The following is a 25,471-nucleotide window of genomic DNA, read 5'->3' as shown; positions in this document are numbered from 1 at the left end:
AAGTCGCCCTTTTTTATCTTTTAAGAAAAACGGCAAAGCTGTTTTTGATTACATCTACAAAACTTCCAAAAAGGAATAAAAAGTAGAAGAAGACTCAAAAGGTGAAATGGTACCCTTTAAGTCATCTTCCTTATTGATAGTTTTATTATAACACTATTGATTTTCTACCGCTCTTTGAATGTTTGCTGCCGCTTCTTCAGGAGTGGAACGTCCAATCGTTATCGCTTGAAGTTCATTTTGTAATACATTGTTTACGGCTTGTGGAATGGTCGCATCATAAACTGGAGCTGGAGGTGCTTCGTTTGATAACTCTAACATATCCAAGAAAAGCTGGTCATGGTCAGCATCCTCAGGCATGTCAACATTCCCTGCAACAACGCGTCCTACACTAATTAATCCTTCATAAAACTCAACATCAAACATCCATTTCATGAATGTATGTGCTGCTTCTAGTTCAGCACCCTCAAGGTCTGAATTCAATGCCCATGCATTCCCTGCAACTGTAGAAACACTATTTGTATCGCCTAATGGGAAGATTCCAATTCCTACGTTTTTATCTTCTGGCATATTCGTTAAGATGTTAATTACACCCCAGTTCCCATCAAGAACCATTGCGGCTCTTCCTTGGATGAAGTATTCAATCATTTGGTTGCTATCAATTGTATTTAAGTCTTCGTTAAAAGCTCCTACTTGATATAACTCTTCAATTACTTCAAGCCCTTGAACAAAATCAGGGTCTGTAAACTTTCTTTCTCCATTGGCAACTCCTTCAAGGAAGTCGGGGCCTGTGAAACGGTCAGCAATTGTAGAGATATAAACAGATTGTAAAACCCATGGCGCTGAGTTCCCTAAAGCAATCGGTGTAATGTCATCACCTTTTAGCGCTTCAATTAACTCAAGCAAGCCTTCATACGTATCTGGAAAGCTATCAAACCCGACGCTAGCAAGCATATCTTTATCATAGAATACAAAGCTAGTTGGGTTTTGGACAGAAGGAATTGCATAACTTTCACCTTCAAAAGTAAAGTCATTAAACACTTCTTCATCTAGTAACCCATTATCAGTCCAATTTCCTTTAATCGGATTTAATGACTGTACGGCTCCACCGTCAACTAAAGGCTTTAATTCAGCACCTGGCCACACTTGGAATATATCAGGAAGTTGACCACCAGCTGCTTGTGTATTTAATCTCGTTCTATAATCAGCATGAGCTGTTGTTTCAATTTTTAAGTTGATATTTGGGTGTTCTTCGTTGAATTGCTCTACACGTGCCATCGTTAATTGAAAATCAGCACGGTCTGGATTAGATGATGCCCAAAATGTTAAATCTACTACCTCTTCTGAACTAGTATCCCCATTACTACTTGAGTCATCTGTACTTTCACTACTAGTCTCTTCCCCACCACACGCAGCTAATGCTCCGATAAGTAGAGTTCCAATACCAGCAACTAAATACTTTTTCAGTTTATCCATATTCATTTGCTTGACCCTCCCTTTATTTTGTAATCGCTTACAGTGTAAATTATGTCACAGCCCTTTTAATATAAAAATACCAAAAAATTAAAATAACATCCAAATATCTCTTCTCTTCATGGAAATAACAACTATTATTTCATTTTACCAATTGACTAAAACGAACAATACAAACATAATATTATCATATAAATGTTCGTTTCGAACAGAAAGGTGGATATATGAGAAAGGAAACGAGGAGACAACTGATAGAATCCTATCTTTTAGAACATGGAAAAGTTGAAATTGATGAGCTTGTACCCATATTAAACGTCTCTCAAATGACACTTCGTCGTGATTTAATGGAACTTGAAAAAGAACATAAATTAATCAGAACACACGGAGGAGCAGTTCCAATCAATGGTCTCATCCACGAAACGCCATATGCCAACAAAGAAAGTCAACATATACATCAAAAGAGAGCCATCGCAAAAAAAGCAGCTGCTATTGTTAAAGAAGGCAACACGATTATACTTGATTCAGGTACAACTTCACTTGAGTTGGCAAGATTACTTAAGACAAAAGAAAATGTAACGGTCATTACGAATGATGTTTTCATTGCCGTCGAACTCGTAACAAGTAAAAATCATGTCATTGTCACAGGTGGCGAAGTCCAAGCTCAGATTGGTGCGATGCTAGGACCCCATACCGAATCAATCTTAAGAGATGTCAATGTAGACTTATTTTTTCTTGGTGCTCATGCTGTACACCAATCTGCTGGTATTACTGCTCCTACGTTAGAAAAGGCCAAAGTGAAAAAGATGATGATCAACGCAGCAAAAGAAACATGGCTTATATCCGACTCAAGTAAGTTTGGCAAAAAAGCTTTTGCATCAGTTTGTTCACTTACAGACCTACATGGAATCATAACAGATGAGCACCATATGACCGACAACCTACACCTCTATCATGAAAATATATTGACCACATAACGAGGGGGTTACTATGAAAATTGCTATCATAGCAGATGATTTAACAGGAGGGAATGGAACAGGTGTTAAATTAGGGGAAGAAGGCTTTACCCCTGCCACCGTCATATTTGGTGCACCATTTCCAACAGATGAAAAATATAATGCACTTGTTATCGATACAGATAGTCGCTACTGTTCTAGTTCCGAGTCTGCAGTTAGAGTTTCTCAAGCCGTGACTTCTGCAAAACAGTGGGGAGCATCTTTATACACGAAGCGTATCGATAGTACGTTCAGAGGAAACATTGGTGTTGAACTAGAGACAATCCTTGGTCAGTTAGGAAGTAAATCAATCGCTTTTGTCGTTCCAGCATTTCCTGACTCCGGACGGACAATGGTTAATGGAGTTTTATACGTACATGGGGTTCCCCTACATAAAACAGATGTTGCAAAAGACCCGGTTCAACCTATAATTGAATCTCATATTCCATCATTGCTTCAACAACAAACCAAGCACCCTGTCACATTTATTGATATTCAATGTAAAACGTTTAAAACAGACATTGCAAAAGGTCTACAAGCACATTCACGGATATTTGTTTGTGATGCACAAACGAACTCTGACATTGAATTAATTGCTCAAGCAATGGCAAGTTTACCGACCGATCACGTTATCTCGGTTGACCCTGGACCATTAACTATGGCCTTTGCCAAAGCAAAAAGGAATGAATCAACTCCTCCTTCACGTGTTTTGGTTGCGATTGGTAGTGCGACTGCTGCGACAACTAAACAACTTCAGTATCTGATGGAACAAACCAAAATTGAACCTATTTATGTAAATCCTGCTCAACTCGCTAGCTTTACCTCTTCGTGGGAAATAGAAATCGATAGAGTCACCACCCATATAAAGGATAAGCTTGACCAATCACTTTTGATTATTACAACCCAATTGCCGGGTCATACGCTTCTTAATTTAAAAGAGATTGCAGAAACAGAAGGCGTTACAGAGAAGGATCTTGCAAAACGGATTACCGATGGCCTTGCTGTGATTTGTCACCAATTACTCAATAATAAAACCTTACAGATTAAGGGCTGTTTCTCAAGCGGAGGTGATGTGACAGCATCTCTTTGTACCATTAGTTTAGCAAACGGCATTGAGTTACAAGGAGAAGTCATGCCACTTGCGGCATATGGTACATTGATAGGTGGACATTTTGACAACTTGCCTATCGTAACAAAAGGTGGTTTAGTAGGAGACGACACAGCTATCTATCAATGCGTAAAGTATTTACAAAATAAATTACTTAAAGGAGAATCATTATGACAAATAAACCTATCATCGCTATTCCAATGGGAGACCCCGCTGGAATCGGACCAGAAATTACAGTTTCAGCCCTATCAAAAGAGAAAGTGTTCTCTGCAGGTAAGCCTATTGTGATAGGAAACAGTACAATTTTAAAACAAGCTGCAGAAATAATGGGAATCACTGTTTCCATCAATGAAGTCACATCCGTTGATGAAGCTAAATTTGAGTTTGGTTCAATTGACGTGCTCTCGCTTGATAATATCGATATGAGTTCTTTCACGTTTGGTGAGGTTCAGGCTCAATGTGGTCAAGCTGCGTTTGAATACATTACAAAAGCTGTTGCACTTGCAAATGAAGGCATAGCCGATGTGATTGCAACGACCCCTATCAACAAAGAGTCATTACAAGCTGCTAAAGTTCCTCACATTGGTCACACTGAGATGCTTGCCGATATGACAAACACAAAAGACCCGCTTACCATGTTTCAAGTGAGAAACATGCGAATCTTTTTCTTAACCAGACATCTTTCATTAAAAGATGCAATTGCAGCGATGACAAAAGAACGTGTTCACGATTATTTAAAGCGTTGTGATGCCGCTCTTCTGCAATTAGGGGTAACGACACGTAAATTCGCGGTTGCTGGACTTAATCCTCATAGCGGAGAAAACGGATTATTTGGACGTGAAGAAGTAGATGAAATTAAACCTGGCATTGAATTAGCTATTCAAGATGGCATTGATGCCGTTGGACCTGTTCCAGCAGATTCTGTGTTTCATCAAGCATTACAAGGAAAATACGATGCGGTCCTTTCGCTCTATCATGACCAAGGCCATATCGCGGCAAAAATGACAGACTTTGAAAAAACCATTTCAATTACGAACGGCCTTCCGTTTTTACGTACATCCGTTGACCACGGTACAGCTTTTGATATTGCCGGAAAAGGAATTGCAAGCTCGGTTAGTATGGAGGAATGCATTAAAGTATCCGCCGAATACGCTCCGCACTTTGTGACAAAAAAGTGACTTACTAGGTAAGTAGATAGGCTATAATATCGCAGGTAATATAAAAGGTGAGCCAGCTTAGTCTGGTTGCCTTTTTATTATTTATGTACGACCTTTACCTGGCTTCTCTCTCCTCTTCGGGCGTTCATTCCCTTTATGAACGACCTTTCCTTGGATTCCCTCTCCTCTTCGGTCGTTCATTCCCTTTATGAACGACCTTTACCTGGCTTCCCTCTCCTCTTCGGGCGTTCATTCCCTTTATGAACGACCTTTCCTTGGATTCCTCTCCTCTTCGGGCGTTCATTCCCTTTATGAACGACCTTTCCTTGGCTTCCCTCTCCTCTTCGGGCGCTCATCCACTTTATGAACGACCTTTCCTTGGCTTCCCTCTCCTCTTTGGGCGTTCATTCCCTTTATGAACGACCTTTCCTTGGCTTCCCTCTCCTCTTCGGGCGCTCATCCACTTTATGAACGACCTTTCCTTGGATTCCCTCTCCTCTTCGGGCGTTCATCAATAAACACACGCACTACTTTACGCACAAAACGAAAAGGACATTGAAAAAAGCTAAATCCCGCTTTTTTCAGTGCCCTACAATGTAATATGATATTTTTCTCTAATTGTCTGCGTTTATACTCTCTTCCTTTATTTAGCTACTTTTAACTCAAGGTTAGTTTCTTTATCTTGATTTTGCTTTTGTAAATTTTTAATTTCATAACGAATCCAAATGGACACAAGGAAGGCGATTGCAAACAAGCTTGCAAATATGACGAGAGTTCCTTGATAACTTCCTGTTGTCTCACGTACCCATGCAGAGAAGATAGGACCAATTAAACCAGCTGCTGCCCATGCCGTTAGCATGTATCCATGAATTGCACCTAACTGCTTTGTTCCGAATAAATCACCAATATACGCTGGAATGGACGAAAATCCTCCTCCATAACAAGTGATTATAACAAATATGACAAGCTGGAAGAGAAGAAAATGTGTCATGTTAGGTAAGATAAAAAACAGGACCATTTGTATCGCAAAGAAAGCTGTATACGTATTTGGTCTGCCAATATAATCAGACAGTGTCGCCCATCCAAGGCGGCCGAGTCCGTTAAACACTCCTATTAAACCAACCATCGTTGCAGCGGCTACCGCTGTCATACCCGCTATTTCTTGCGCCATCGGTGAAGCTACCGATAAAAGCGCAATTCCACATGTGATGTTAATAAAGAGCATGACCCATAGCATCCAAAAGCGTTTTGTTTTAATGGCTTCGTTTGCTGTTAATTGAGATAAATCCGCTTTTTTCTTCGTATTCGCTTGCATTGCTTCTTTAAATCCTGCAGGTAACCAGCCTTTTGGAGGTGGTGCTAAGTATTGAGCAGAACTAAAGATAACAACAAAGTATGTGGCCCCTAATATATAAAAGGTTGTAGAAAGGCCAACTGCTTCAATTAGCCTTGCAATGATAGGACTAGCAATCATTGATGCAAAACCAAAACCCATAATGGCAAGACCTGTAGCTAACCCGCGTCTGTCTGGGAACCATTTAACAAGTGTAGAAACTGGGGTAATATACCCTACTCCTAACCCAATTCCTGCTATTACGCCATAAAATAAATACAACAACAGCAAAGACTCTACTTGAACAGCCAACCCCGCTCCTGCAATTCCAATTCCAAAGAAAAAGGAAGACAATGTACCTGACACTCGTGGTCCATAGCGTTCCACAAAGTGACCTAGAAACGCAGCGGATAATCCAAGAAATAAAATCGCAATACTAAACGTAAGCGAAACTTCTCTTAACCCCCATTGTAAATCGTTCATTAATGGATTCGTAAAAACACTCCAAGCATATATTGACCCAATTGAAATATGAATACCAACACCAGCTAAAGCGATGAGCCATCTGTTTTTTATTTTCCTCTCCATGCTAACCTATCTCCTCTCTATCTTCTAAGCTACACCTTGATCTTAGCTCTAAAAAAAAGAAAAGAGAATAGGGTACAGAGTACGAATTTGTGAAAGTTTTCACATTAACTTAAACGTGTGACAAAAGTGTGAAGCTATAAAAAAAGGATGAGGCGAAAAGGTGAATAAACTACCTTCGCTCCATCCTCTATACCTTATTTATTCATTGACTATAGCGTCTTCTTCAATACTTTCAGTCAAACTTTCTTCTTCTAGTACCTCAACTACTGGTTCCTCTTGAGGTTGGCTTTCTTCTAGAAGTTTCTCATATCTTGCTTTTAACGTTTGTTCCCGTTTTTGCAAGTCCGCTTCTACTTTGGCTAGGAAGCTATCCTTGCTCCGTGCCATTTTCGATAGAGATTCCAATTCTTTTTGCGCCTCATCTAAGTTATTCGATTGTAGCAATCGGTCAATTGCTTTTAACTTATTAAATCTAGCAATCGGGTTATCTAACTTCTTAATAAACGCATTTGTAGGAATTGTATATTTTTCTCTCATGATTTTGCGATTGTTCGTTCCCGTAACGAGAGCGATTCTGTCTTTTTGTTTCGCGCTATTAGTAGATAACGTGTTTCGGCGTTTTATCAGTTCATCCGTTAACTCTGTTTTCGAGATGTCAGTAAGTAGTCTATTGGATTCAACTAGAAGTTTATCTCCGCCTTGTATTGCCTTTATCGCTGCAGTTGAACGGTCTTGAAGGATTTTTACTTCTTTCAATCGATTTTGCAACGCTGTTTTAGTTGTGCCTTTACTTAACTGCTTCACTTTGTCATTTGCTAGGTCAATCTGCTTTTGCGATGCGTTATATTCTTTTTTATATTGTGAACTATAGGTGACATCGTTCACAGTCGAGTATGTTCGATACTTTGTCAAACTCTTGACTAGTTTTTCTGCCTTTGTGACCTCGGTCTTCGCGATTTCTGGTAGACGTTGTTTATAGAGTTTATGACCTTCTTGTGCCACATATAGACCTACATATTTATTTTGCTTCCATACTCTGTCAAATGCAGAGATGGGAAGATGAGTTGGACCTGCATATCTCCCTAATTCTGGAGTAAACCCTGGACGTTTAAAAACATCAACAAACCAATCTGTCATTCCGCCACCTGAAGGATTTGGACCTGGATATACAAGGCGATATCCTGTCATACTACCGATTTTCTTGGCATAAGCATGATCTCGGTTATAGCGACTCCCTGTTTGTAAATAATTCCAAAACAAAATCTCTCCACTAGAATGATAGCTTACCACCATTTCTGGGTCGATTTCATACGTAAATGCTACCATGGCTTTTGTTTCGGCTGAACTATGAGGTTTTGTTCCTTTATGGTTTTCATAGTTTGGTGAAGGGGCATTATTTCTTATTGTTTTCCACCCTGCATTGTACTGGCGATTAAGATCGACGCCTTTGGCATTAGCCTTCCACCTCTTAAAATCTCTACTCCCCTTATTCATTTTAAGTAAAGCTTGATGGTCTTTACTCGGAAACGCAGATAACCCCTTTTGCTGTAACTCTACCCCATCAGGATTAACCATTGGTACAAACCAAATCGTTGTGTTATCAAGGATTGTTTTTACGTGGTAGTCTCCCATTTTAGTATTTTTCTTATAGGCTCTTGCATATTGCTCTATCATGTACATATTTAAATTAGTTGTTAACCATTCACGCGCATGATGAGAACCATTAATGGAAACTGTTGAATTTCCTTTCCCTAATGAAACGGCATAAATATTTCTACCATACTCACTTTTCCCAATAACTTTGTACGTAATCAAATCTGGATATTTTTTCGCTAACGCTTTAATATCCTTTTCCATCTTGCTGTAATTGTACGTTTGTTTTGGATTAACAATCGGACCTGATGATGCCATAATGTCTTGCGGTGTAATACTTACAAACACAAATAGAAACACAATAAAAATAATAAGTGCTTTTACAGATGATTTTCTCAAATCATATCTACCCCTACCCTAATAAAATAGAAATCTACTTTTATTCTACTATTTTATTTGGTAAAGCAATAGAGTATTTCTTTTGAAGTATTTGGAATTTCCTTCGTGATAACAAAAATGAGACAGAGACTAAAGGGTGTAATTCCCTTTTATCCCTGTCTCACAATCTCATTTTCTTTTATTGAAGTTTTCCTAGGATGTTCTTCACTTTTGGAACAACATACTTACTTCCTCCACGGTCTTCTACATGCTCTATACTCATCACAATTAAGACATTTTTCTTTTCTGTTTCCATTGCAACAAACCAACCTGTTTCATGGCCCTTTTCTGATTGACTTGTTTTATGTTCTGTTGTTCCTGTTTTCCCAGCTAGACTTATATCTTCCATATGCGCATGATGAGCGGTTCCTGATGGACTTTCAATTGCCTTTGTTAATGCAGAAAGGATTTCGCTAGCATGTTCACCATTAATCACATTTTCTTTCCACACTTCAGGTTGTTCTTCAACAAAAAGCAAAGGCTTCGGGATTGATCCCTCGTTTACGAACGGCGTGTACATTAGTGCTAAGTGCAATGGCGTAACCAAGAGTTCAGCTTGGCCATAGGCTGTGTCAGCAAGCTGTACCGTAGATGAAATGTCTTCATTCGCAATCGATGAAGGTGCCATATAGTAAGAAAAAGGAATATCCTCATTAAATCCGAATTGTTCAAATCCATCTATTAGTTTATCCTGACCTAATTCAAGTGCCATTTGAGCAAAATAAATGTTATCAGAATAAACTAAGGCATCTTCCAAATGTACGGCATGGTTTGGATCGGTTACTCGGCGGACATGATAATCCCCCCATGATGAATCTAACTGCCACTGATTCCCTTTAATGTCTCGTTTCTCACTGCTATCCCATCCTTGTTGTAAGGCTACCGCTGCTGTAACTGGTTTTATCGTTGAACCTGGTGCTGTTTTTTGAGTAAATCGATTTTGTAACGGTTTTTGCTCATCTTCATTCCACTGTTGCCACGTATTTGATGAAACCCCTAACACAAATTGATTTGGATTATAAGCTGGTGTACTGAGTAAGGACAAGACCTCTCCTGTCGATGGATTGAGCACAACAGCTGTACCTGCATCTCTATCCTTTGACATCTCACTATGAATGGTTTTCTGAGTTTCAGCATCAATCGTTAAAGCGATTTGTTCACCATGGACTACTTCTTTTTCAGCAATGACCTGTTTTTCTTCTCCTTGGTCATCTTCAATGTAAAGAACTACGCCATTTTCACCTTTCAGTCTTTCTTCTAAGATTCTCTCAAGACCAGTTTTTCCAATCCAAGAATTTGCATGATAGTCTTGGTCACTATATTGTTCTAGTTCTTCAGCTGTAACTAAACCGATGTATCCGATAAGGTGAGCAGCTGCTTCGTGTAAAGGATATTCTCTTGCCGCCATTTCACGATAAGTCACTCCTGGAATCGTTTCATAAAGACGAACTGCAAAATCTCTTTCATAGTTAGGTATAGCTGTAATTGGAACAAACGTGTCAGGACGAACCCACGATTGATTTAAGAGCGTTTCTAGTTCTTCAACAGATTTCTCTAACTCCTCACTTACTTCTTGGAGTGAATCCTCTTCTCTTCCTTCCATCCGCTCAGGAACAAAACCGATTTCCAATGCCGTACCATTTATCGCCAATCCTTGTCCGTTTCTATCATAAATCTCTCCACGCCTTGCAGGCGTCGTTCTCACTTTCACATGGTCTTGCTTATCTAACTCTGATAAAACAAGTGAATGACCCCATGTCACTCCCCATCTTACTTCCTCTTCAACCACTTCTTTTATTAATTCTAGCGTAGTTTGTTGTTGAACCTGTCCTGCCATGGTTTCCATAGTTATTGTAAGAGGGTAAAGCGCTTGCTCCTCGATTTCCTCTTCTTCAACGACATTTTCGCTAAAGGATAATGTGATACTATTCAATCCAATCACATCATAAACATGAGTATAACGCTCAGTGAAGTCATCCTTTGAAATAGCAGCTTTCGATTCGGTAGTTAAGAGTGAATACATTGACTCATAATTTCCAGATTCCCATTGTTCTAGAAACGAATAAAGAGTTTCTTCAAGGGGGGGGTCTTTTTCAGAACAACCTACTACCATTGTCAGTATTAGCAAACCAATTACATACATCTTTTTTTTCATATTCATTACGCTCACCTCATAACTCTATTCTATGTAAACATACGACTGACTCTCTTATTTATGACAATTAAAATCTCTTACCTAATAAATACTAATTATTTGGATCTACTGTTAAATGTTACTATTATTATATCACTTTCGTCCACTATAATATATGGAGGTTCTAAAAATGAGAAAACGATTTATTACGTTGGCAAGTTGCTTAGTCACCATTTCGTTAGTAGCTTGTGGAAACACCGATGATGAAGTTGAAGTTCAACAACCTGAGAATCAGGAAAAAGAAGTAGTAGGAGTCGTTGAAGAGACTGAGCCTGCTGAGGAACTAGAAGAGGAAGGCCCAATAGAAGAAGAAGAAGAAGGTATTGACCATCATCAAGAACTACCATACGAGTGGGCTGGAAGCTTTAATCTTGAAGAAGGTACATACACTCTTGTATTCAATCAAAATGAGTTTGGGGATGAAAGTATTTTGCTAGGCTTTATTCTTGAAAATAGTAATATTCAAGATGTAGAACACCATGCTGCTCATATGATGGAACATAGTGATGAAGAAGTGAGTCAAGAAGGAACATTTGCCGCAAAACATGAATACACGTTTAATCTTCTTATAAATACTGAAGGTTCAACTACATTTACCTTTACGATTTCCGAGGCTGGAAGCTATCGTATGTTCACAGAGCATCACGCGGAAGAGTTTAAAATGCAAATACTTTCTCAAAGTAATGAAGAGATTAAACCTGATAACGTAAAAGAATATGAAGGTCATGGTCATGAACATGAACACGACCATGAATAATAGGGAAATTCGTATTAGTAAGACATATAGGACCTAGGTTACCTATGTCACCATTCTACTCTACTTGTGAGTTAATTTCCAAAGGAATGGAGGAGGCTCATCTTGAAAAATGGGATTCTTGTATTACTATTTGTCTTACTGTTTTCTCCCCTATCATCTACAGTATATGCGCATAAATTGCTCATTGAAGTCAGTGAGCCTGGTACACTCCATGTAATTTATGAGGATGGTAGTTTTTCTACAAGGACAGTAGTTACCGTATTTGACCAAGCAGGCAATGAAATTGATAAAGGAACATTAGACGATGAAGGCTATTTTCATTATGACAAAGTAGAGGCACACTCTATTGTTGCCGAAGATGGATTAGGGCACCGAACGGAATGGACAGTTGGTGAAGAGATCGTGGTACGCTCAGACCCTCACCGCTGGCTAATTATTACGATTGTCTTGACCATTTTAGTAGGAATAGCTATTTTCTTCTCATATCGAACAAAAATTAAGAGGCTGGGACAAAAGTAAAAAACAACTTTTGTCCCGGCCTCAGCCCCTTGCTTTTGGAACAAATACATATCTTCTCGACCAACCAAATCTACTTTATTTCAGTCAATACTTGGAGTACAGATAGTTACTCTTCTTCGTTTTCCAGATAAATAAAACCACAATCAATAAGATTCTGTAAATATTCATCAAAGCTGTTTGCAATCACTTCATATTCATCAGGATCGTGCAAAAAGCGAATTATTTGACCGCATACACCTTCATTAGATGGGTTAAAATCAATATAGAGTCTTGATGTTCCCCCATTGTTCATACAGTCTGAAAAATGAATATACTTCCCTGGGAGAAGTCCCTCTAGATTTATCTTAGGGTCAACTGCTTCTTCATCATCCTGGTATTCTAATAGATAAGAGATGTCTTCTTCCTCTTTTGAACTTTCAAGTATTTGCTTTGTAGACATTAAATAATATGGGTATCTATCTTCTTCAACACCTGATCCTAGAATACAAACTGCAATTTCGTTATCACCATACTTCCGCCAATATGTGCCATCAATATTTTCAAGTAGACAGATAAGGGACTCTGGACAATTTGGATATTTTGACCTTAGTGCAGCAATATCCTCTTTTGTAGCACCGTACGCTATATTTAGTTCCACAAGTTCATCTGTTGTTAATGCTGTTCTCAAACCGTTAAAAAAATTTTTTACTAAATCCATTATTTCTCCTCCAATAATAAATAAAAAATATATTTGTTAGGCTATTTGTATTTCAACACGGTTTGTTTCTTTTAAAGTTTCTTAATATATTCATATACATCTTTAGGTAGCATATTAAGTAAGCTAGCAATTTCCGTGATTTTCATACCTTTCTTTTTCATATCCTTTACATTTGTCTTCAAAACTGCTTCGTATTCTTCTGCAATTTTAAATAACGGATTCAATAAAGATTCCCATATTTCAACATCTGCAAATTTACTTTTTTCTACAATGGTATTTACCAGTGATTTTAATTCTTTAATTTGTATAGTTCGTTTTCCTTTTACCACTTGCTTTTCTGTAAGGAAACACCCTATATCTTTTAAAATATTTAGGAATGATTCCATCGAATGCGCAAGGAAACTGCCATTATCCCAATTTTCCATTCCATGCATCAGTATAGATACAGGGTAACCGCCTTCATTTAATTCAATAATAATAGGGTCACCACATAAAGATTCATATGCAATAACAATCCAATTACCATCCCAAGCATCCTCATTATCGTTTACAAGAACGTTTCCATCATGGTCGATACTATATCCTACTTGCCATTCATCCAGTACTTCGAAAGAAAAGATCTCAAAATTCACAAAGTCTTTTACTTTTTCGTATTCTTTGTTGATCAATTCCAAATTTCTCTTAATTTCTTCTTTTTGATAAGAGTCAAACTTTATATTTGTCATTCTAACTACAGTCCTATATTTTATATTTATCTTTACACGTTCATTTTCTTTTTTTTACAAAGAACAAAGACAAAGAATATCATTCAATAGATTTCTACCAATTACCTTCAGTATCATCCTCCGCTAACCTACTCTTTAGCTCATCAAGCGTATGTTGTACTATGAGTGCTGTTAATTTAGTATATTTTCTTCACAATCTTTAAACTCTTTTTTATTTTTAACAGGAATGCTCTCAGTTAAAAAATGCGTATAATAATTCAATATATAAAATACTCACTATCTTTATCTACTTTTATCATAAAATCTTTTATCGAATCTGCTATTTTAGCATTAAAATAGTAAACAGGCGTATTGGGAGAACTAGTTAAATCAAGAGTTAAATATACACCCTCGTTTACTTCAAAGAAAATCAATTTATCTTCATCATCATATATTTCCAAGTCAGGGTCATATTCATAATATCCCTCTCTCAATGTTATTTCCGCAATAGAGTGGGGATCCAATAAATCTATTTATCGTAATGCTATCACCTTTTATAAAGCCATATCCAATTTCTATAAAAAACTCCTTGAGTTCAATAGGAAAACTTATTCCAAGTTTCTCTTCTGACAAAATAATGTCGTTATTAGTTACTTTATAAAAATTGTGTTTGCCGTTTTTTATAAAATCAAATCGCCTCATAATATCCATCTCCCTTAATTGGCTATGAATTTTAATTAGATTAATGTAGTATCAGTATTATCCTTATACCTTCTTCCACTAACGTTACTTAAATAAGAAGACACATATATTCAGAATATATCGGGTTCAGTTATGAGTGAAAAACAAATCACAATCGAGTTCATAGTAACTTTTATACTTAGTGATTTTCTTACTCTTAAAACTTTCAGCCAATCAAACAGAAGTGGCAAGTTCTGTCGTAGCGATTTTCATCTGTTCTATTAGACGACGGCGCAATTCCTCCTCAATGGGAGCGTTGCGACTTTTCAAGAAACGGACCATAAAGAAACCATCCGGGGTAAGCATGCTCAAGATCAGTTCGTGCTGTAATTCTGAGTTTCCCTTGAATTTTGTTTCAATGATGGAGTAATTCTCCTCCTGCATCAGGATATCACTATATTCCAGAGTGTTTCCCTCAATATACTCATTTGTATGTTCTTCTATCGATCCAGCCTCCATCTTTTTAAAGTAATCAAAGGTAAGCTTTTCCGATGTCCGATAGGCATAGCGTTCCTCTTCGGGATAGAAACCGATGAACTCACTATCGGTGTATGTAAGATAGGTAGCTGGCTTGAAATGCTCAAGGTGAATAATATCAATAAAGTGCTTCATATGGCCGTAGTACACTGCACCCGGTGGTACAACTGCCTTTTCACCCGGAAGAATTTTCCCTTCAACATCCAAAAACAGCTCACTATATCTTGCATACTTCATGATCCAAATTGATTTACCTTCTACCTTAAGCTGTACAAAATAGCTTGATATATTGTTCGGGTTTGTCCCGTTTTCATCCCCTTCATTAACACATGTATACATATGTTTCCGCGTATATGTAAAACTTGCCTCCACCTCATTCATATCTAATAATTGTAGATTGAGAATTTCAGATGTAATATTGTAAATTTGAAAGTTCATCATGAGGGTAAAATGATTTAAAAAGGAGATATCGCGATGGTCGGGATGAAACATTCTCAACAATGGTTCAATTTCCTTATCCGAATAAGTTGTTTCCAGTTTCAGTACGAGTTCCTTGATTGTCTTTTCATTTATTTTCGGTTTTCTTTTGAAAAACATTTTATGCTACCTCCCTTGAATTTCCTAACTATATTAAAAATGAAAGGTTTAATGAATTTTTAGAATCATTTTTAAAATCATTTTCATAATCGCTCCTCTTTCAATAATACTTTGTCATAACAACTGAGCTTGCTTTTTCATACTTTTGGTCCTACATATAGGAATATTTGTTAGATAAGGTTTTTCTGTATTGGTGATATTAAACAAGAAAGTGCTAATAAAAATTAGGAAATCCGTAGCTAAGAACACATACGGTATTAAATTTGGCAAAAAGAAGTGGAATCAAGAAAAATATGAATCCATCAAAAATAATTCTATTAAAAATAAAGAATCCCTCAATAGAGACGAAATATCCTAGTAAAAATTTATTAGGTACAATTTTTTCAAATTAAACAAGACAGTAGATAAGCAAAATCCAATACAATAATAAAATAAGTATAAAAATACTCCATGACTACACTTCTTACTGATTTTCCTTGATTACAGAAGTAGATTAAAAAATACATTATTCATAATAATACATTTTATTCCATATATTTTCATGGTTAAAGAGTAATTCTACATAGGTAATTCTATCTACAAAATGAAAAACAGTAATTCTAATTCTAGCTTTTTTTCAATCTCGCTCATGTCGCAAGCCTCTTTTCAATTTGGTATTCCTTACATATTAGTATATTCGTAAATAGGTAGCCATAAAGCCCGTTGTGAAAAATACACTCACAACGGGCTTTAGGCATTGGCGAAAACGCTCTATTCTATTCTTCCATCACAGATATTTTCGATGAACCTTTCGACCATCGTATATAAAATCAATTCTTTTCTCATTAATCGTCGTTTCCATATGAACCGTACGACCCCACAACTGATAGATGTTAGGCAATACCTTTTCTAAATAACTAACATCTAACTCTGTTCCTTCAAAATGATGAGTAATGTACAGCTCTCCATTTTTTAGATAATCACCATCGGTTACCGTTAAATAAGGAAACCCACCATTAACTCTTGATTGAACAAGTTGGTCTCTTACCTTTTCCCATTCTTTATCAATCACTTTATAGTCAGCCCCTTGCTTTTGGAACAAATACATATCTTCTCGACCAACCAAATCTTTTGTTAGATAGTTGCGAATAAAAGAAATATCCGATTCTATTTCTCTGACTTCAAAGATTTTTTCCCTGCCACTTCCTGGCTTTACGCCTTGAATGTCTTGCATTTCCTTTGTTGGATTATCATAACGCTCTTCAATGTCCTCAAAGATTTTCAGCCCAAGGTAATATGGATTGATTTGTGTTTTGGAAGGTTGAATGACTCCAGCATTGAGCTTGGCGTATTCAATCGTCTCCTCGGTCGTTAAGTTCATTTCACGAAGAATACGCATATGCCAATAGGAAGCCCAGCCTTCGTTCATGATTTTTGTTTCTAGCTGTGGCCAGAAATAAAGCATTTCCTCGCGCATCATCGTTAACACATCGCGTTGCCATGGCTCAAGTTCTCTACTGTACTCCTCAATGAAAAGTAACAAGTCTTTCTCTGGTCTAGGTGGAAATTTCTTTTTTCTTTTTTTCGGTTCTTCTTCTTTTTTCTCACTATCTAGCTCCCATAAATCATCATATGGTGAACTGTACTTAGGGTTGTCATCCTCTTCTTCTTCATCTTCCAAAGACCAAGAAAGCTTAGGACGAACTAGACTTGGATCGATATGTTCTTGAATCGATAAAATGGCATCTAAAAACGTTTCGACCTCTTCCTTCCCATGAATAAGTTCATACCGGGCGATACGTTCCGCCGTAGCACTCATGCTTTCAACCATGTCACGCCTAGTATTAGAAAAGCGAACATTGTTTTTGAAGAAGTCACAATGGGCAAGAACGTGAGCAATGATTAACTTATTTTGAATCAGGCTATTCGAATCCAGTAAGAAGGCATAACAAGGATTTGAATTAATCACAAGTTCATAAATCTTACTTAACCCTAGGTCGTACTGGAGTTTCATTTTATGGAACTGTTTGCCGAAACTCCAATGAGAGAACCTCGTAGGCATACCATATGCGCCAAATGTATAAATAATATCAGATGGGCATATTTCATACCTCATTGGATAAAAATCTAACCCGAAATCTGTAGCAATTTCCGTAATTTCCTCTATCGCATATTCTAACTTTTTCCCTTCATCCACTGCCATCTAGCTCCCTCCTCAAAAGTTGCCTTATCACAATTTATGAGAAGAACAGGTATTTCATGAAGCATTTTACTAAACAAGATAACGCAAGCCATAAACTTACATAATAAATCCGCTTATCAAATGGTAATATGAAGGGCTTGGATCCGTTGTATCTCGGATCCAAGCCCTTTTTATCGTATGATTATAAATTATGCTTCCGCTTGAGTTTGACCTTGGGCAGTTAACTCTTCTTGTTTTTTTGCAATGTTCGTGAAAAGGCGATAGGAAATATACATGATGACATATCCTCCTAAACTCACTCCGAAAAAAGGGATTAATGCTGGGAACAACAAAAATGGAATGTAGATTGTCGCTAAAGCAATTACGATCATAATCGTAGAAAACGGCCGAATTAATCCGAGTAATAAGGAGCGCTTAAAGTATTGAAACAGTTTTAATTCATAATGAACATACAAAGGAAAGAAGTACAGGACAATGACACAGTAACATAGCACTGCTGTTAGTAATGCAACCATTAACACGGTATGAAGCATCCCTTCTAGCGTTGACACAAACAAGAAATCAATATATAAAACATAGGCTACAAAGGCGAATAGTAAACCTGCAAGATTGGATTTAATAAATTCCTTTTTATATGTAGAGACAAACGTTTTGAAGATTGGTACATCCAAGTCTCCCAACATCCACTTTCTTGTCACTGTAAATAAAGAAATTGTAGCAGGCATGATACCAAAAACACCTAAACCTACTAGTGTTCCAAGCATCCACAATAGATTAACAACTGCTAGTCTCATTACCCACTCGCAAATGACCATGATTACTCCTGTAAATCCCTTTACATCCATTGATTCATCACCTTCATCCTTAGAAGTTAGCGCTTCCATTTTCTATATCATATCATAGATTACGAGAATATAGTTAAAAAAACGAGCCCTTTCCCTTCCTTGCTGGCGTCTATTACTTTCTGAGTCTATTTTTTGAAAGCATAGAAAATAAACTACCTATTTCGGACACAATCGGTGCTTTTTCTTCTTGACCTATCCGTATTCCCTCCTGTTTCGGACTCGAACAGTGCTTTTTCTTCTTGTTCTGTCCGTATTCCCTCACTTTTCGGACTCCACCAGTGCTTTTTCTTTTTGTTCTGTCCGTATTCCCTCTCTTTTCGGACTCCACCAATGCTTTTTCATCTTGACCTGTCCGTATTCACTCTCTTTTCGGACTCCATCAATGCTTTTTCTTTTTGTTCTGTCCGTTTCCACCCATTATGGTTAGTTGCATCTCACCGTAACAGCAATGTTAAATTCCGTTAAGCCGTCTTTTACTAACTACGATGCTAACGTGTTCTTTTTTTCATTATGGGCATAGCCCATGATGAAAAAACTGTTTATATACCCCAACAAATATTATAGAGCCAAAAAGAAACGAAGTGGATTATCTATATCCACTTCGTTTCTATTACTTTTATACTAACGACTGAATTTTAGCCATTAGCTCTTGCTTTACAGAAGCTAAAAACTGTTGACTTTCCGATAATGTTGAGCGTTTAACACCAAAATAGAACTTGACCTTTGGTTCCGTTCCTGATGGTCTCATACATACCCATGTACCATCTTCTAGGATATATTTGATTACATCAGATTTAGGTAAATCAATTGTCTCTACTAGGTTACTTTCTAGATATAGCCGTTCACTTGTTTTATAATCTTCCACAAAATCAACTTTATGGTTTGCTATTTCTTTTATTGGATTCGCTCGGAAATGAGAGAGAATGGACTGAATTTTTTCAATACCCGCTTTTCCTTTAAGCGTAAGAGATTCAAGGTCTTCTAAATAAAAACCGTATTTCTCAAACACTTCAATCAGTCCTTGATAAAGTGTCATCCCACGCTTTTTATAATACGCGGTTAATTCGCCTGCAAGCAAACATGCTTGAACCGCATCTTTATCTCGAACAAAATCACCAATCAAATAACCATAGCTTTCCTCATAACCAAAAAGGAATGTTTTGCTGTTGTTCTCTTCATACTCTTTAATTTTCTCACCAATGAACTTAAATCCTGTCAGTGTGTCGACCACTTCAATGCCATAGTGAGTTGCAATCGCTCGACCGATATCCGAAGTAACAATCGTTTTTAGAACAACCCCATTGTCCGGTAATTCGTTTAATGCTTTTTTTTGTGAAAGAATATAGTCAAGCATAAGGGCACCTGTTTGATTCCCTGTTAACACGACATATTGTCCTTCTTCATTCTTTGTCGCAACACCCACTCGGTCAGCATCTGGGTCTGTTGCTATGAGCACATCAGCTGTAATTTCTTCCCCAAGCTTGATGGCTAATTCAAAAGCTGCATGTTCTTCAGGATTAGGAGACGTTACAGTTGAAAAGTTCGGATCAGGTAATTCCTGTTCTTTTACGACCGATACATTTGTAAAACCACTTGTTTCAAAGACTCGACGCACAGGGATATTGGCTGTGCCGTGAAGTGGAGTAAACACTATGGAGACATTCTTTCCATCTTCCTGAACAAGTTTTGGATTCACGATTATCGTTTGAAGTTCCGTATTATAAGCCAGGTCAACTTCTTCTCCTAGCATTTTTAACAATTGTGATGCTTTTAACTCATTTTCCTGGGCAACTTCAATCGCTAACTCATCTTCTACTTCATTTACTTTTCTGACTAGATGGTCAGCTGGCCCTGGAGGTAATTGCCCTCCATCATCACCATACACTTTAAACCCATTATATTCTGGTGGATTATGACTAGCTGTAATTACAATTCCTGAAAAAGCGTTTAAGTATCTAACCGCAAACGAGAGCTCTGGAGTTGGTCGAAGTTCTTGAAATAAATAGGTTTGAATTCCATGATTCCCTAAAGTCAGCGCCGCTTCAAGTGCGAACTCCGGAGACTTATGTCTAGAGTCATAAGCGATAACAACTCCTCTACGAACAGCCTCTTCCCCATGCTCTTCGATGTAACGAGCAAGCCCTTCAGCTGCTTTGCGAATGGTATATGTATTCATTCGATTTGATCCTGGTCCGATTTCCCCTCGCATGCCGCCTGTACCGAATTCTAGATTTTTATAAAAACAATCTTCCAATGTTACGTCATCATCTTTATATTTTTCTAAAATCTCTTTTAGTTCAGGTTCTAGTGCTTGATTTTCATTCCATTTTTTATATTCTTGTCTCCAGTCCATGTAGGGCCTCCCTTTGCTCTTCACTATCTTTTATTTTCTACGAAGTGAAGATATTTGTTCAAGCTACTTTATGTTAATTTTTACCGATTATTCCTTTACAAAAAAACGAAAGGTCGTAGTCCTACTATAGCTCTCACCTTTGTCTAAAATGCTTGACCCAAATTGAGGATGGTGGATAGAATCAGGTGCTCCTTGAGTCTCAAGGCATACCGCTAAATAAGGCTGCGCTTTTGTACCGCGGATGTCGAACTCGCCACCTAACATATTACTCGTGTAAACGACAACACAAGGCTCATCGGTTTCAACGAGTAAGGCTCTTCCGCTTTTCTCATCCTCTAAAATAATTTCTTCGTTGTGATTTTCGCTTAGCATAAATGGATGGTCATAGCCTTTACTAGCACGTATATTTTGGATATGCGGCGATGTAAAACCTTCCCCAAGCAATCTTCCATTTCTGAAATCAAAAGGAGTACCTTCGACTTCCAGGAATTCACCTGTTGGAATTAAATTTTCTTGTAGCTCAATAAATTTGTTACTTTTCATCGTCAACTTGTGTGAGGAAACATCCGTCTTTATATTCCCACTCAAATTAAAGTACGTATGATTTGTCATGTTTAGCAATGTTTTTTGGTCTGTTACACCGTTATATGACATCGTGATTTCATTCTCATTATTTAATATGTATTTCACACTTAGCTCAACGGTTCCAGGGAATCCCTCTTCACCATCAGGGCTAGTGTATGTAAATTCTACCCCTGCTTCTTTTTCATTTTCGATTACCGATGCATTCCAAACGACATGGCTAAAAGAATGAATCCCACCATGTAAATGGTTTTCTCCATCGTTTTTAGCTAATGTATATGTTTTGCCATCAAGCTCGAACTGAGCTCCACCAATTCTCCCAGCAATTCTTCCAACGATTGAGCCAAAATACGGAGAGTTGTTAATGTAATTAGGTAAATCATCAAACCCTAACGTCACCTCTTCTACATTCCCGTTACGGTCTGGAGTTAAAATACTTGTAATAATACAACCGTAAGATATACACGTAAATGTCATGTTGTTTGAATTGCTTATTGTATACGCATCTACAGGTTGTCCATTGAACTCACCAAAAATTGATTTGCTTACTTTCATATCGTCATCTCCTTACATTTCCCTTATATTTCAATATCTTAACTTACAATAACATAAATGTCATTGCAAAAATAAAAAGTCTATCAATTCGACATGATAAACATAACACAAAACCAGCCTATATACACAATGAAGCCAAGCTTTACGAGAAAGCTTGGCTTTAACCAAGTTATTGCCTTACCTCTTGGATTATCCAAGAAGGCAATGGTTGTTCTAAACTAAAATGGTCGGCGGGATCACGGTTTCCTTCTGGGATAGTCGGTCCATCTACTTCTATAAGAGCTTGATTAATGTATTGATTTCCACCTTGACTAGCTTCTATCACACCAATCCACGTTCCACCCATTGAGAATATGACTTCTGCCTCATATAAACCTCCCTCAAGGTGGTGCATCGTCTTTTGGATGTTATGAACCATATCAGGCATATCAAAAGTTACCTTTACATTGGCGTTTGTAATCGGTTCACCATTTTCATCTTCAAGAAATACGTGAAAGTCCGTTCTATCTCCTGAACGATAAGTATGTTCTGTTCCTACAACATCTAATTTCCAATTTGTTTGTAACGTTTCTTTCATCAATAATGTGTAAGTCACCCATGTTGTAAGAATAATAAAGAATATAGCTAAGGACAATGAAAGAATAGGGTGTTTGACTATGATTTTTTCAATATTCATCGATTCTCCTCCCTTATCATCCTCATCCTTTCCATACTTAAAATGACTTAAACACAAAATTGATAAAAGGAGGTAAACCCGTGCCTGAATTACCTGAAATGGAAACCTATAAACGAATGTTAACAACCAAGGTGGTTGGAAAGCCTATCAGCAATATAATAGTAACTCGTGAAAAATCACTAAATATCAAAAGTGAGTTTTTTCAAAATACACTTCAAGGGAACAGTTTCACTCAGATTGACAGACGTGCTAAATATTTATTATTTCACCTTCAGACCGGTCAAGTGCTTCTACTTCACCTCATGCTTGGAGGGTGGATGTATTTCGGAAGAGAAGAGGAAAGTCCTGATCGCACAAAACAAATCACTCTTTCGTTTCAACAAGAATCGCTTTATTTTATTGGGCTACGACTCGGGTATTTACACCTATTCGACCAAAGGCAAATTGAAGAAAAGTTGAAGGACCTAGGACCTGACCCATTATCATTGACAGCACCTGATTTTATGACGTTAGTCAAAAAACGAAGAGGAGTTCTAAAAACAACGTTAGTTAATCAGCAATTCGTCTCGGGCATAGGAAATTTTTACTCAGATGAAATTTGTTTTGAAGCTGGACTGTTGCCTATGCGAACGGCTGATTCACTGACTGACGAAGAGATTGCAAAGCTTTTCAATTCAATGCAAAGAGTATTACAGCTCGGAATACAAAACGGCGGATATATGGACCATCCTTTCTTTCACGGGGACAGCCTCACCGGTTCTTTTTATCAACAAGCCAATGTGTATGACCGAGAAGGGGAACCTTGTAAAAGGTGTGGAACAACGATTAGTAAAACGATACTTTCCTCTAAAAAATCGTTTTACTGCCAAAACTGCCAATCTTGAACTACTCACCAAAAAAAAGCAAACTGCACATCACACGCAGTTTGCTTTTTTTTTATTTATCGTTTTTATAATTAATTTCATAAATATCGTGTCGTCGGTCGCGAAGCTGGTTGACGGTTCCGGATTTTCGATGACGGCGTAATATTTCTAAATCTACATCAGCTACAACAACGGTATCAATGTTCGGATTACACTCCCCGGCAATTCCATCTCGAGGAAACGAAAAGTCGGATGGAGAAAAGATTCCTGACTGAGCATATTGAATGTCCATGTTTTCCACATCAGGAAGATTTCCAACTGTTCCTGAAATCACTGTATACACTTGGTTTTCTATTGCCCTTGCCTGAGCGCAATATCTTACTCGAAGATAGCCTTGTCGTTCATCAGTACAAAATGGAGTAAATATAATGTTAGCCCCTTTGTCTGTAGCAATTCGAGCTAGCTCAGGAAACTCCACGTCATAACAGATTTGAATGGCGATTTTTCCACAATCTGTATCGAAGACTTTGATTTCATCGCCCTGACTAATTCCCCAATATTTTCGCTCATTCGGTGTAATGTGTAGTTTATATTGTTTTTCAATTGATCCATCTCGACGAAATAAATAAGCAATGTTATAAATTTTTTCTCCCTCTTCAACAAAATGAGACCCACCAATTATATTGATGTTATATTTAATCGCCAGTCCAGTAAACAAGCGAATATAATCTTCAGTGAAGGCTGTTAAACGTCGTATCGCTCGACTCGGACTTTTTTCAGGTAAGAACGAGAGCAGCTGTGTCGTAAAAATTTCTGGGAATACGGCAAAATCAGATCCATATCCTGCAGCTACGTCTGTATAGTACTCACATTGAACAGCAAAGTCTTCAAACGACTCAATTTTTTTCATCATATATTGAATTGATGTGATTCTAACAGGGAACGAGGTTTTAAATTGTCGTTTCGTTGTCGCTTGATAATCAATATTGTTCCATTCCATTAATGTCGCATATTTCATTGATGCCTTGTCATCTTCTAAGTAATCTTTGTTGATACGCTTTAACGTAAACCCATTTATAATTTGGAACGTTAACACGGGGTCATAAATATTATGCAAAGTGACTTGCTCAACATATTCCCTTGGCGTCAAGCTATCCGCATGCTTAAAATAATTCGGGATTCGCCCACCAATAATAATGCTTTTTAAATTAAGTTGTCTTGCTAAATCTTTACGTGCTTCATATAATCGACGCCCAATTTTCATGCGACGATACTCTGGATGCACCATGACTTCAATCCCATATAAATTATAACCTTCAGGATCATGATTCGTGATATATCCTTCATCAGTAATATCATCATACGTATGTTGGTCATCATATTCATCAAAGTTAACAATTAAACTAGAACACGACCCTATGATGATTCCATCGTATTCTACACAGAACTGTCCTTCTGGAAACGTTTCAAGATGACTTTCCAAATGCTCAATTTTCCATGGCTCCATATTCGGGAAGCAAAGTTGTTGTAATGCAATGATGTCGTTGAAATCTCTACGTTCGATATTTCGTATTTCTATAATTTTTTCAAACTTAGAAACATCAAGCTTTTTCATATTTCACAGCTCCTTTATAGCCTATACTATTGTAAATTCTACTCTTTTTTTATGGAAAGACCAAACATATGCGACCGGATATGTCCTCTGTCCCATTTTCTGACTTTTTAAAATGTTTTAAATACAAAGAGACTTCCGATTATGGAATATCCATTGGCCGTAGATAATATGTTACTTTATGTAACAAAAATCCTTACACTATCTGAGAATCATGGAATAATTGAAGCATACACTCTTTATACTCTACGACATTTTTCTATCATTCACTACTTTCTCTCTACTTTTTCTATACCACCTCAGAAAAAAGATACTACACTAATTCCTATAAAAAACTTTCGACATCATCCTACTCACCTCGAAAAGAAGCCTCTACATTCTCGTGCCTTCAAAGACGGAATACTAGGGTTCTTATCGAACGATGTAGCAATTTGAATT

The 25,471-nt window shown here is 37.4% G+C and carries 19 protein-coding genes and 1 pseudogene; 6 read left to right on the top strand and 14 right to left on the bottom strand.

Annotated features, from left to right (window positions below; genetic code table 11):
• Positions 1-153: 153 nt before the first annotated feature.
• A complete protein-coding gene (locus BK585_RS05935; RefSeq protein ID WP_245805790.1) occupies positions 154-1,479 on the bottom strand; it encodes an extracellular solute-binding protein in 1,326 nt (441 codons plus the stop codon).
• A 215-nt stretch (positions 1,480-1,694) separates the two neighbouring features.
• On the opposite strand from BK585_RS05935, the gene BK585_RS05930 reads away from it, so the two are divergent.
• From BK585_RS05930 to pdxA, 3 genes are read left to right on the top strand one after another with little or no spacing between them, the layout of a single operon-like run.
• Positions 1,695-2,444 (top strand): DeoR/GlpR family DNA-binding transcription regulator, encoded by a 750-nt coding sequence (locus BK585_RS05930; protein WP_078552565.1) that lies wholly within the window; start codon positions 1,695-1,697, stop codon positions 2,442-2,444.
• Between the two features lie 13 nt (positions 2,445-2,457).
• Entirely contained in the window at positions 2,458-3,744 is a 1,287-nt protein-coding gene (locus BK585_RS05925; RefSeq protein ID WP_078552564.1) for a four-carbon acid sugar kinase family protein, read from the top strand.
• The gene (gene pdxA / locus BK585_RS05920) at positions 3,741-4,748 is read left to right on the top strand and encodes a 4-hydroxythreonine-4-phosphate dehydrogenase PdxA (RefSeq protein WP_078552563.1); all 1,008 of its coding nucleotides are present in this window, start codon (positions 3,741-3,743) and stop codon (positions 4,746-4,748) included. Before BK585_RS05925 ends, pdxA begins: the two co-directional genes overlap by 4 nt.
• 622 nt (positions 4,749-5,370) lie before the next feature.
• Here the strand turns inward: pdxA and BK585_RS05915 are convergent.
• The 3 genes from BK585_RS05915 to BK585_RS05905 all read right to left on the bottom strand — a co-directional run bounded on the left by BK585_RS05915 (position 5,371) and on the right by BK585_RS05905 (position 10,840).
• Positions 5,371-6,648: an L-lactate MFS transporter gene (locus tag BK585_RS05915; RefSeq protein ID WP_078552562.1), complete on the bottom strand. Its 1,278-nt coding sequence runs from the start codon at positions 6,646-6,648 to the stop codon at positions 5,371-5,373.
• 198 nt (positions 6,649-6,846) lie between these two features.
• Positions 6,847-8,640: a M14 family metallopeptidase gene (locus BK585_RS05910; RefSeq protein WP_170885490.1), complete on the bottom strand. Its 1,794-nt coding sequence runs from the start codon at positions 8,638-8,640 to the stop codon at positions 6,847-6,849.
• 178 nt (positions 8,641-8,818) lie between these two features.
• The gene (locus tag BK585_RS05905; RefSeq protein WP_078552561.1) at positions 8,819-10,840 is read right to left on the bottom strand and encodes a penicillin-binding transpeptidase domain-containing protein; all 2,022 of its coding nucleotides are present in this window, start codon (positions 10,838-10,840) and stop codon (positions 8,819-8,821) included.
• A 163-nt stretch (positions 10,841-11,003) separates the two neighbouring features.
• Between BK585_RS05905 and BK585_RS05900 the strand changes: the two genes are divergently transcribed.
• Both BK585_RS05900 and BK585_RS05895 read left to right on the top strand, forming a co-directional pair.
• Entirely contained in the window at positions 11,004-11,630 is a 627-nt protein-coding gene (locus tag BK585_RS05900; protein ID WP_078552560.1) for a hypothetical protein, read from the top strand.
• Between the two features lie 102 nt (positions 11,631-11,732).
• A complete protein-coding gene (locus tag BK585_RS05895; protein WP_078552559.1) occupies positions 11,733-12,149 on the top strand; it encodes a hypothetical protein in 417 nt (138 codons plus the stop codon).
• A gap of 106 nt (positions 12,150-12,255) precedes the next feature.
• Here BK585_RS05895 and BK585_RS05890 read toward each other — a convergent pair whose 3' ends face one another.
• From BK585_RS05890 to BK585_RS05850, 9 genes and pseudogenes are all read right to left on the bottom strand, one after another.
• Positions 12,256-12,846, bottom strand: a complete 591-nt coding sequence (locus tag BK585_RS05890; RefSeq protein WP_078552558.1) for an SMI1/KNR4 family protein — start codon at positions 12,844-12,846, stop codon at positions 12,256-12,258.
• A gap of 71 nt (positions 12,847-12,917) precedes the next feature.
• Positions 12,918-13,571 carry an SMI1/KNR4 family protein gene (locus BK585_RS05885; protein ID WP_078552557.1) on the bottom strand — a complete coding sequence of 218 codons (654 nt, stop codon included), beginning with the start codon at positions 13,569-13,571 and terminating at the stop codon, positions 12,918-12,920.
• A gap of 257 nt (positions 13,572-13,828) precedes the next feature.
• A pseudogene (locus BK585_RS05880) lies at positions 13,829-14,252 on the bottom strand (SMI1/KNR4 family protein).
• Between the two features lie 213 nt (positions 14,253-14,465).
• On the bottom strand, positions 14,466-15,365 hold the full coding sequence (locus BK585_RS05875; RefSeq protein ID WP_078552556.1) for a hypothetical protein: 900 nt from the start codon (positions 15,363-15,365) through the stop codon (positions 14,466-14,468).
• A 766-nt stretch (positions 15,366-16,131) separates the two neighbouring features.
• A complete protein-coding gene (locus tag BK585_RS05870; RefSeq protein WP_078552555.1) occupies positions 16,132-17,547 on the bottom strand; it encodes a SpoVR family protein in 1,416 nt (471 codons plus the stop codon).
• A 188-nt stretch (positions 17,548-17,735) separates the two neighbouring features.
• Positions 17,736-18,431 carry a YesL family protein gene (locus BK585_RS05865; RefSeq protein WP_078552554.1) on the bottom strand — a complete coding sequence of 232 codons (696 nt, stop codon included), beginning with the start codon at positions 18,429-18,431 and terminating at the stop codon, positions 17,736-17,738.
• A 577-nt stretch (positions 18,432-19,008) separates the two neighbouring features.
• A complete protein-coding gene (locus BK585_RS05860) occupies positions 19,009-20,745 on the bottom strand; it encodes a phospho-sugar mutase (RefSeq protein ID WP_078552553.1) in 1,737 nt (578 codons plus the stop codon).
• A gap of 87 nt (positions 20,746-20,832) precedes the next feature.
• Positions 20,833-21,882 carry an aldose epimerase family protein gene (locus BK585_RS05855; protein WP_078552552.1) on the bottom strand — a complete coding sequence of 350 codons (1,050 nt, stop codon included), beginning with the start codon at positions 21,880-21,882 and terminating at the stop codon, positions 20,833-20,835.
• A gap of 169 nt (positions 21,883-22,051) precedes the next feature.
• Positions 22,052-22,558 (bottom strand): FixH family protein, encoded by a 507-nt coding sequence (locus BK585_RS05850; protein WP_078552551.1) that lies wholly within the window; start codon positions 22,556-22,558, stop codon positions 22,052-22,054.
• 80 nt (positions 22,559-22,638) lie between these two features.
• Between BK585_RS05850 and mutM the strand changes: the two genes are divergently transcribed.
• Positions 22,639-23,442: a DNA-formamidopyrimidine glycosylase gene (mutM, locus tag BK585_RS05845; RefSeq protein WP_078552550.1), complete on the top strand. Its 804-nt coding sequence runs from the start codon at positions 22,639-22,641 to the stop codon at positions 23,440-23,442.
• Positions 23,443-23,494: 52 nt separating this feature from the next.
• Here the strand turns inward: mutM and BK585_RS05840 are convergent, their stop codons facing one another.
• Positions 23,495-25,036 (bottom strand): bifunctional GNAT family N-acetyltransferase/carbon-nitrogen hydrolase family protein, encoded by a 1,542-nt coding sequence (locus BK585_RS05840; RefSeq protein WP_078552549.1) that lies wholly within the window; start codon positions 25,034-25,036, stop codon positions 23,495-23,497.
• Between the last annotated feature and the right edge of the window lie 435 nt (positions 25,037-25,471).

Origin of the sequence: Bacillus alkalicellulosilyticus, from assembly GCF_002019795.1 — a bacterium.
GTDB classification, from domain to species: domain Bacteria; phylum Bacillota; class Bacilli; order Bacillales; family Bacillaceae_F; genus Bacillus_AO; species Bacillus_AO alkalicellulosilyticum.
Note: the sequence above shows the minus strand (reverse complement) of the source record. Positions and strands in the feature narration are given on the sequence as shown.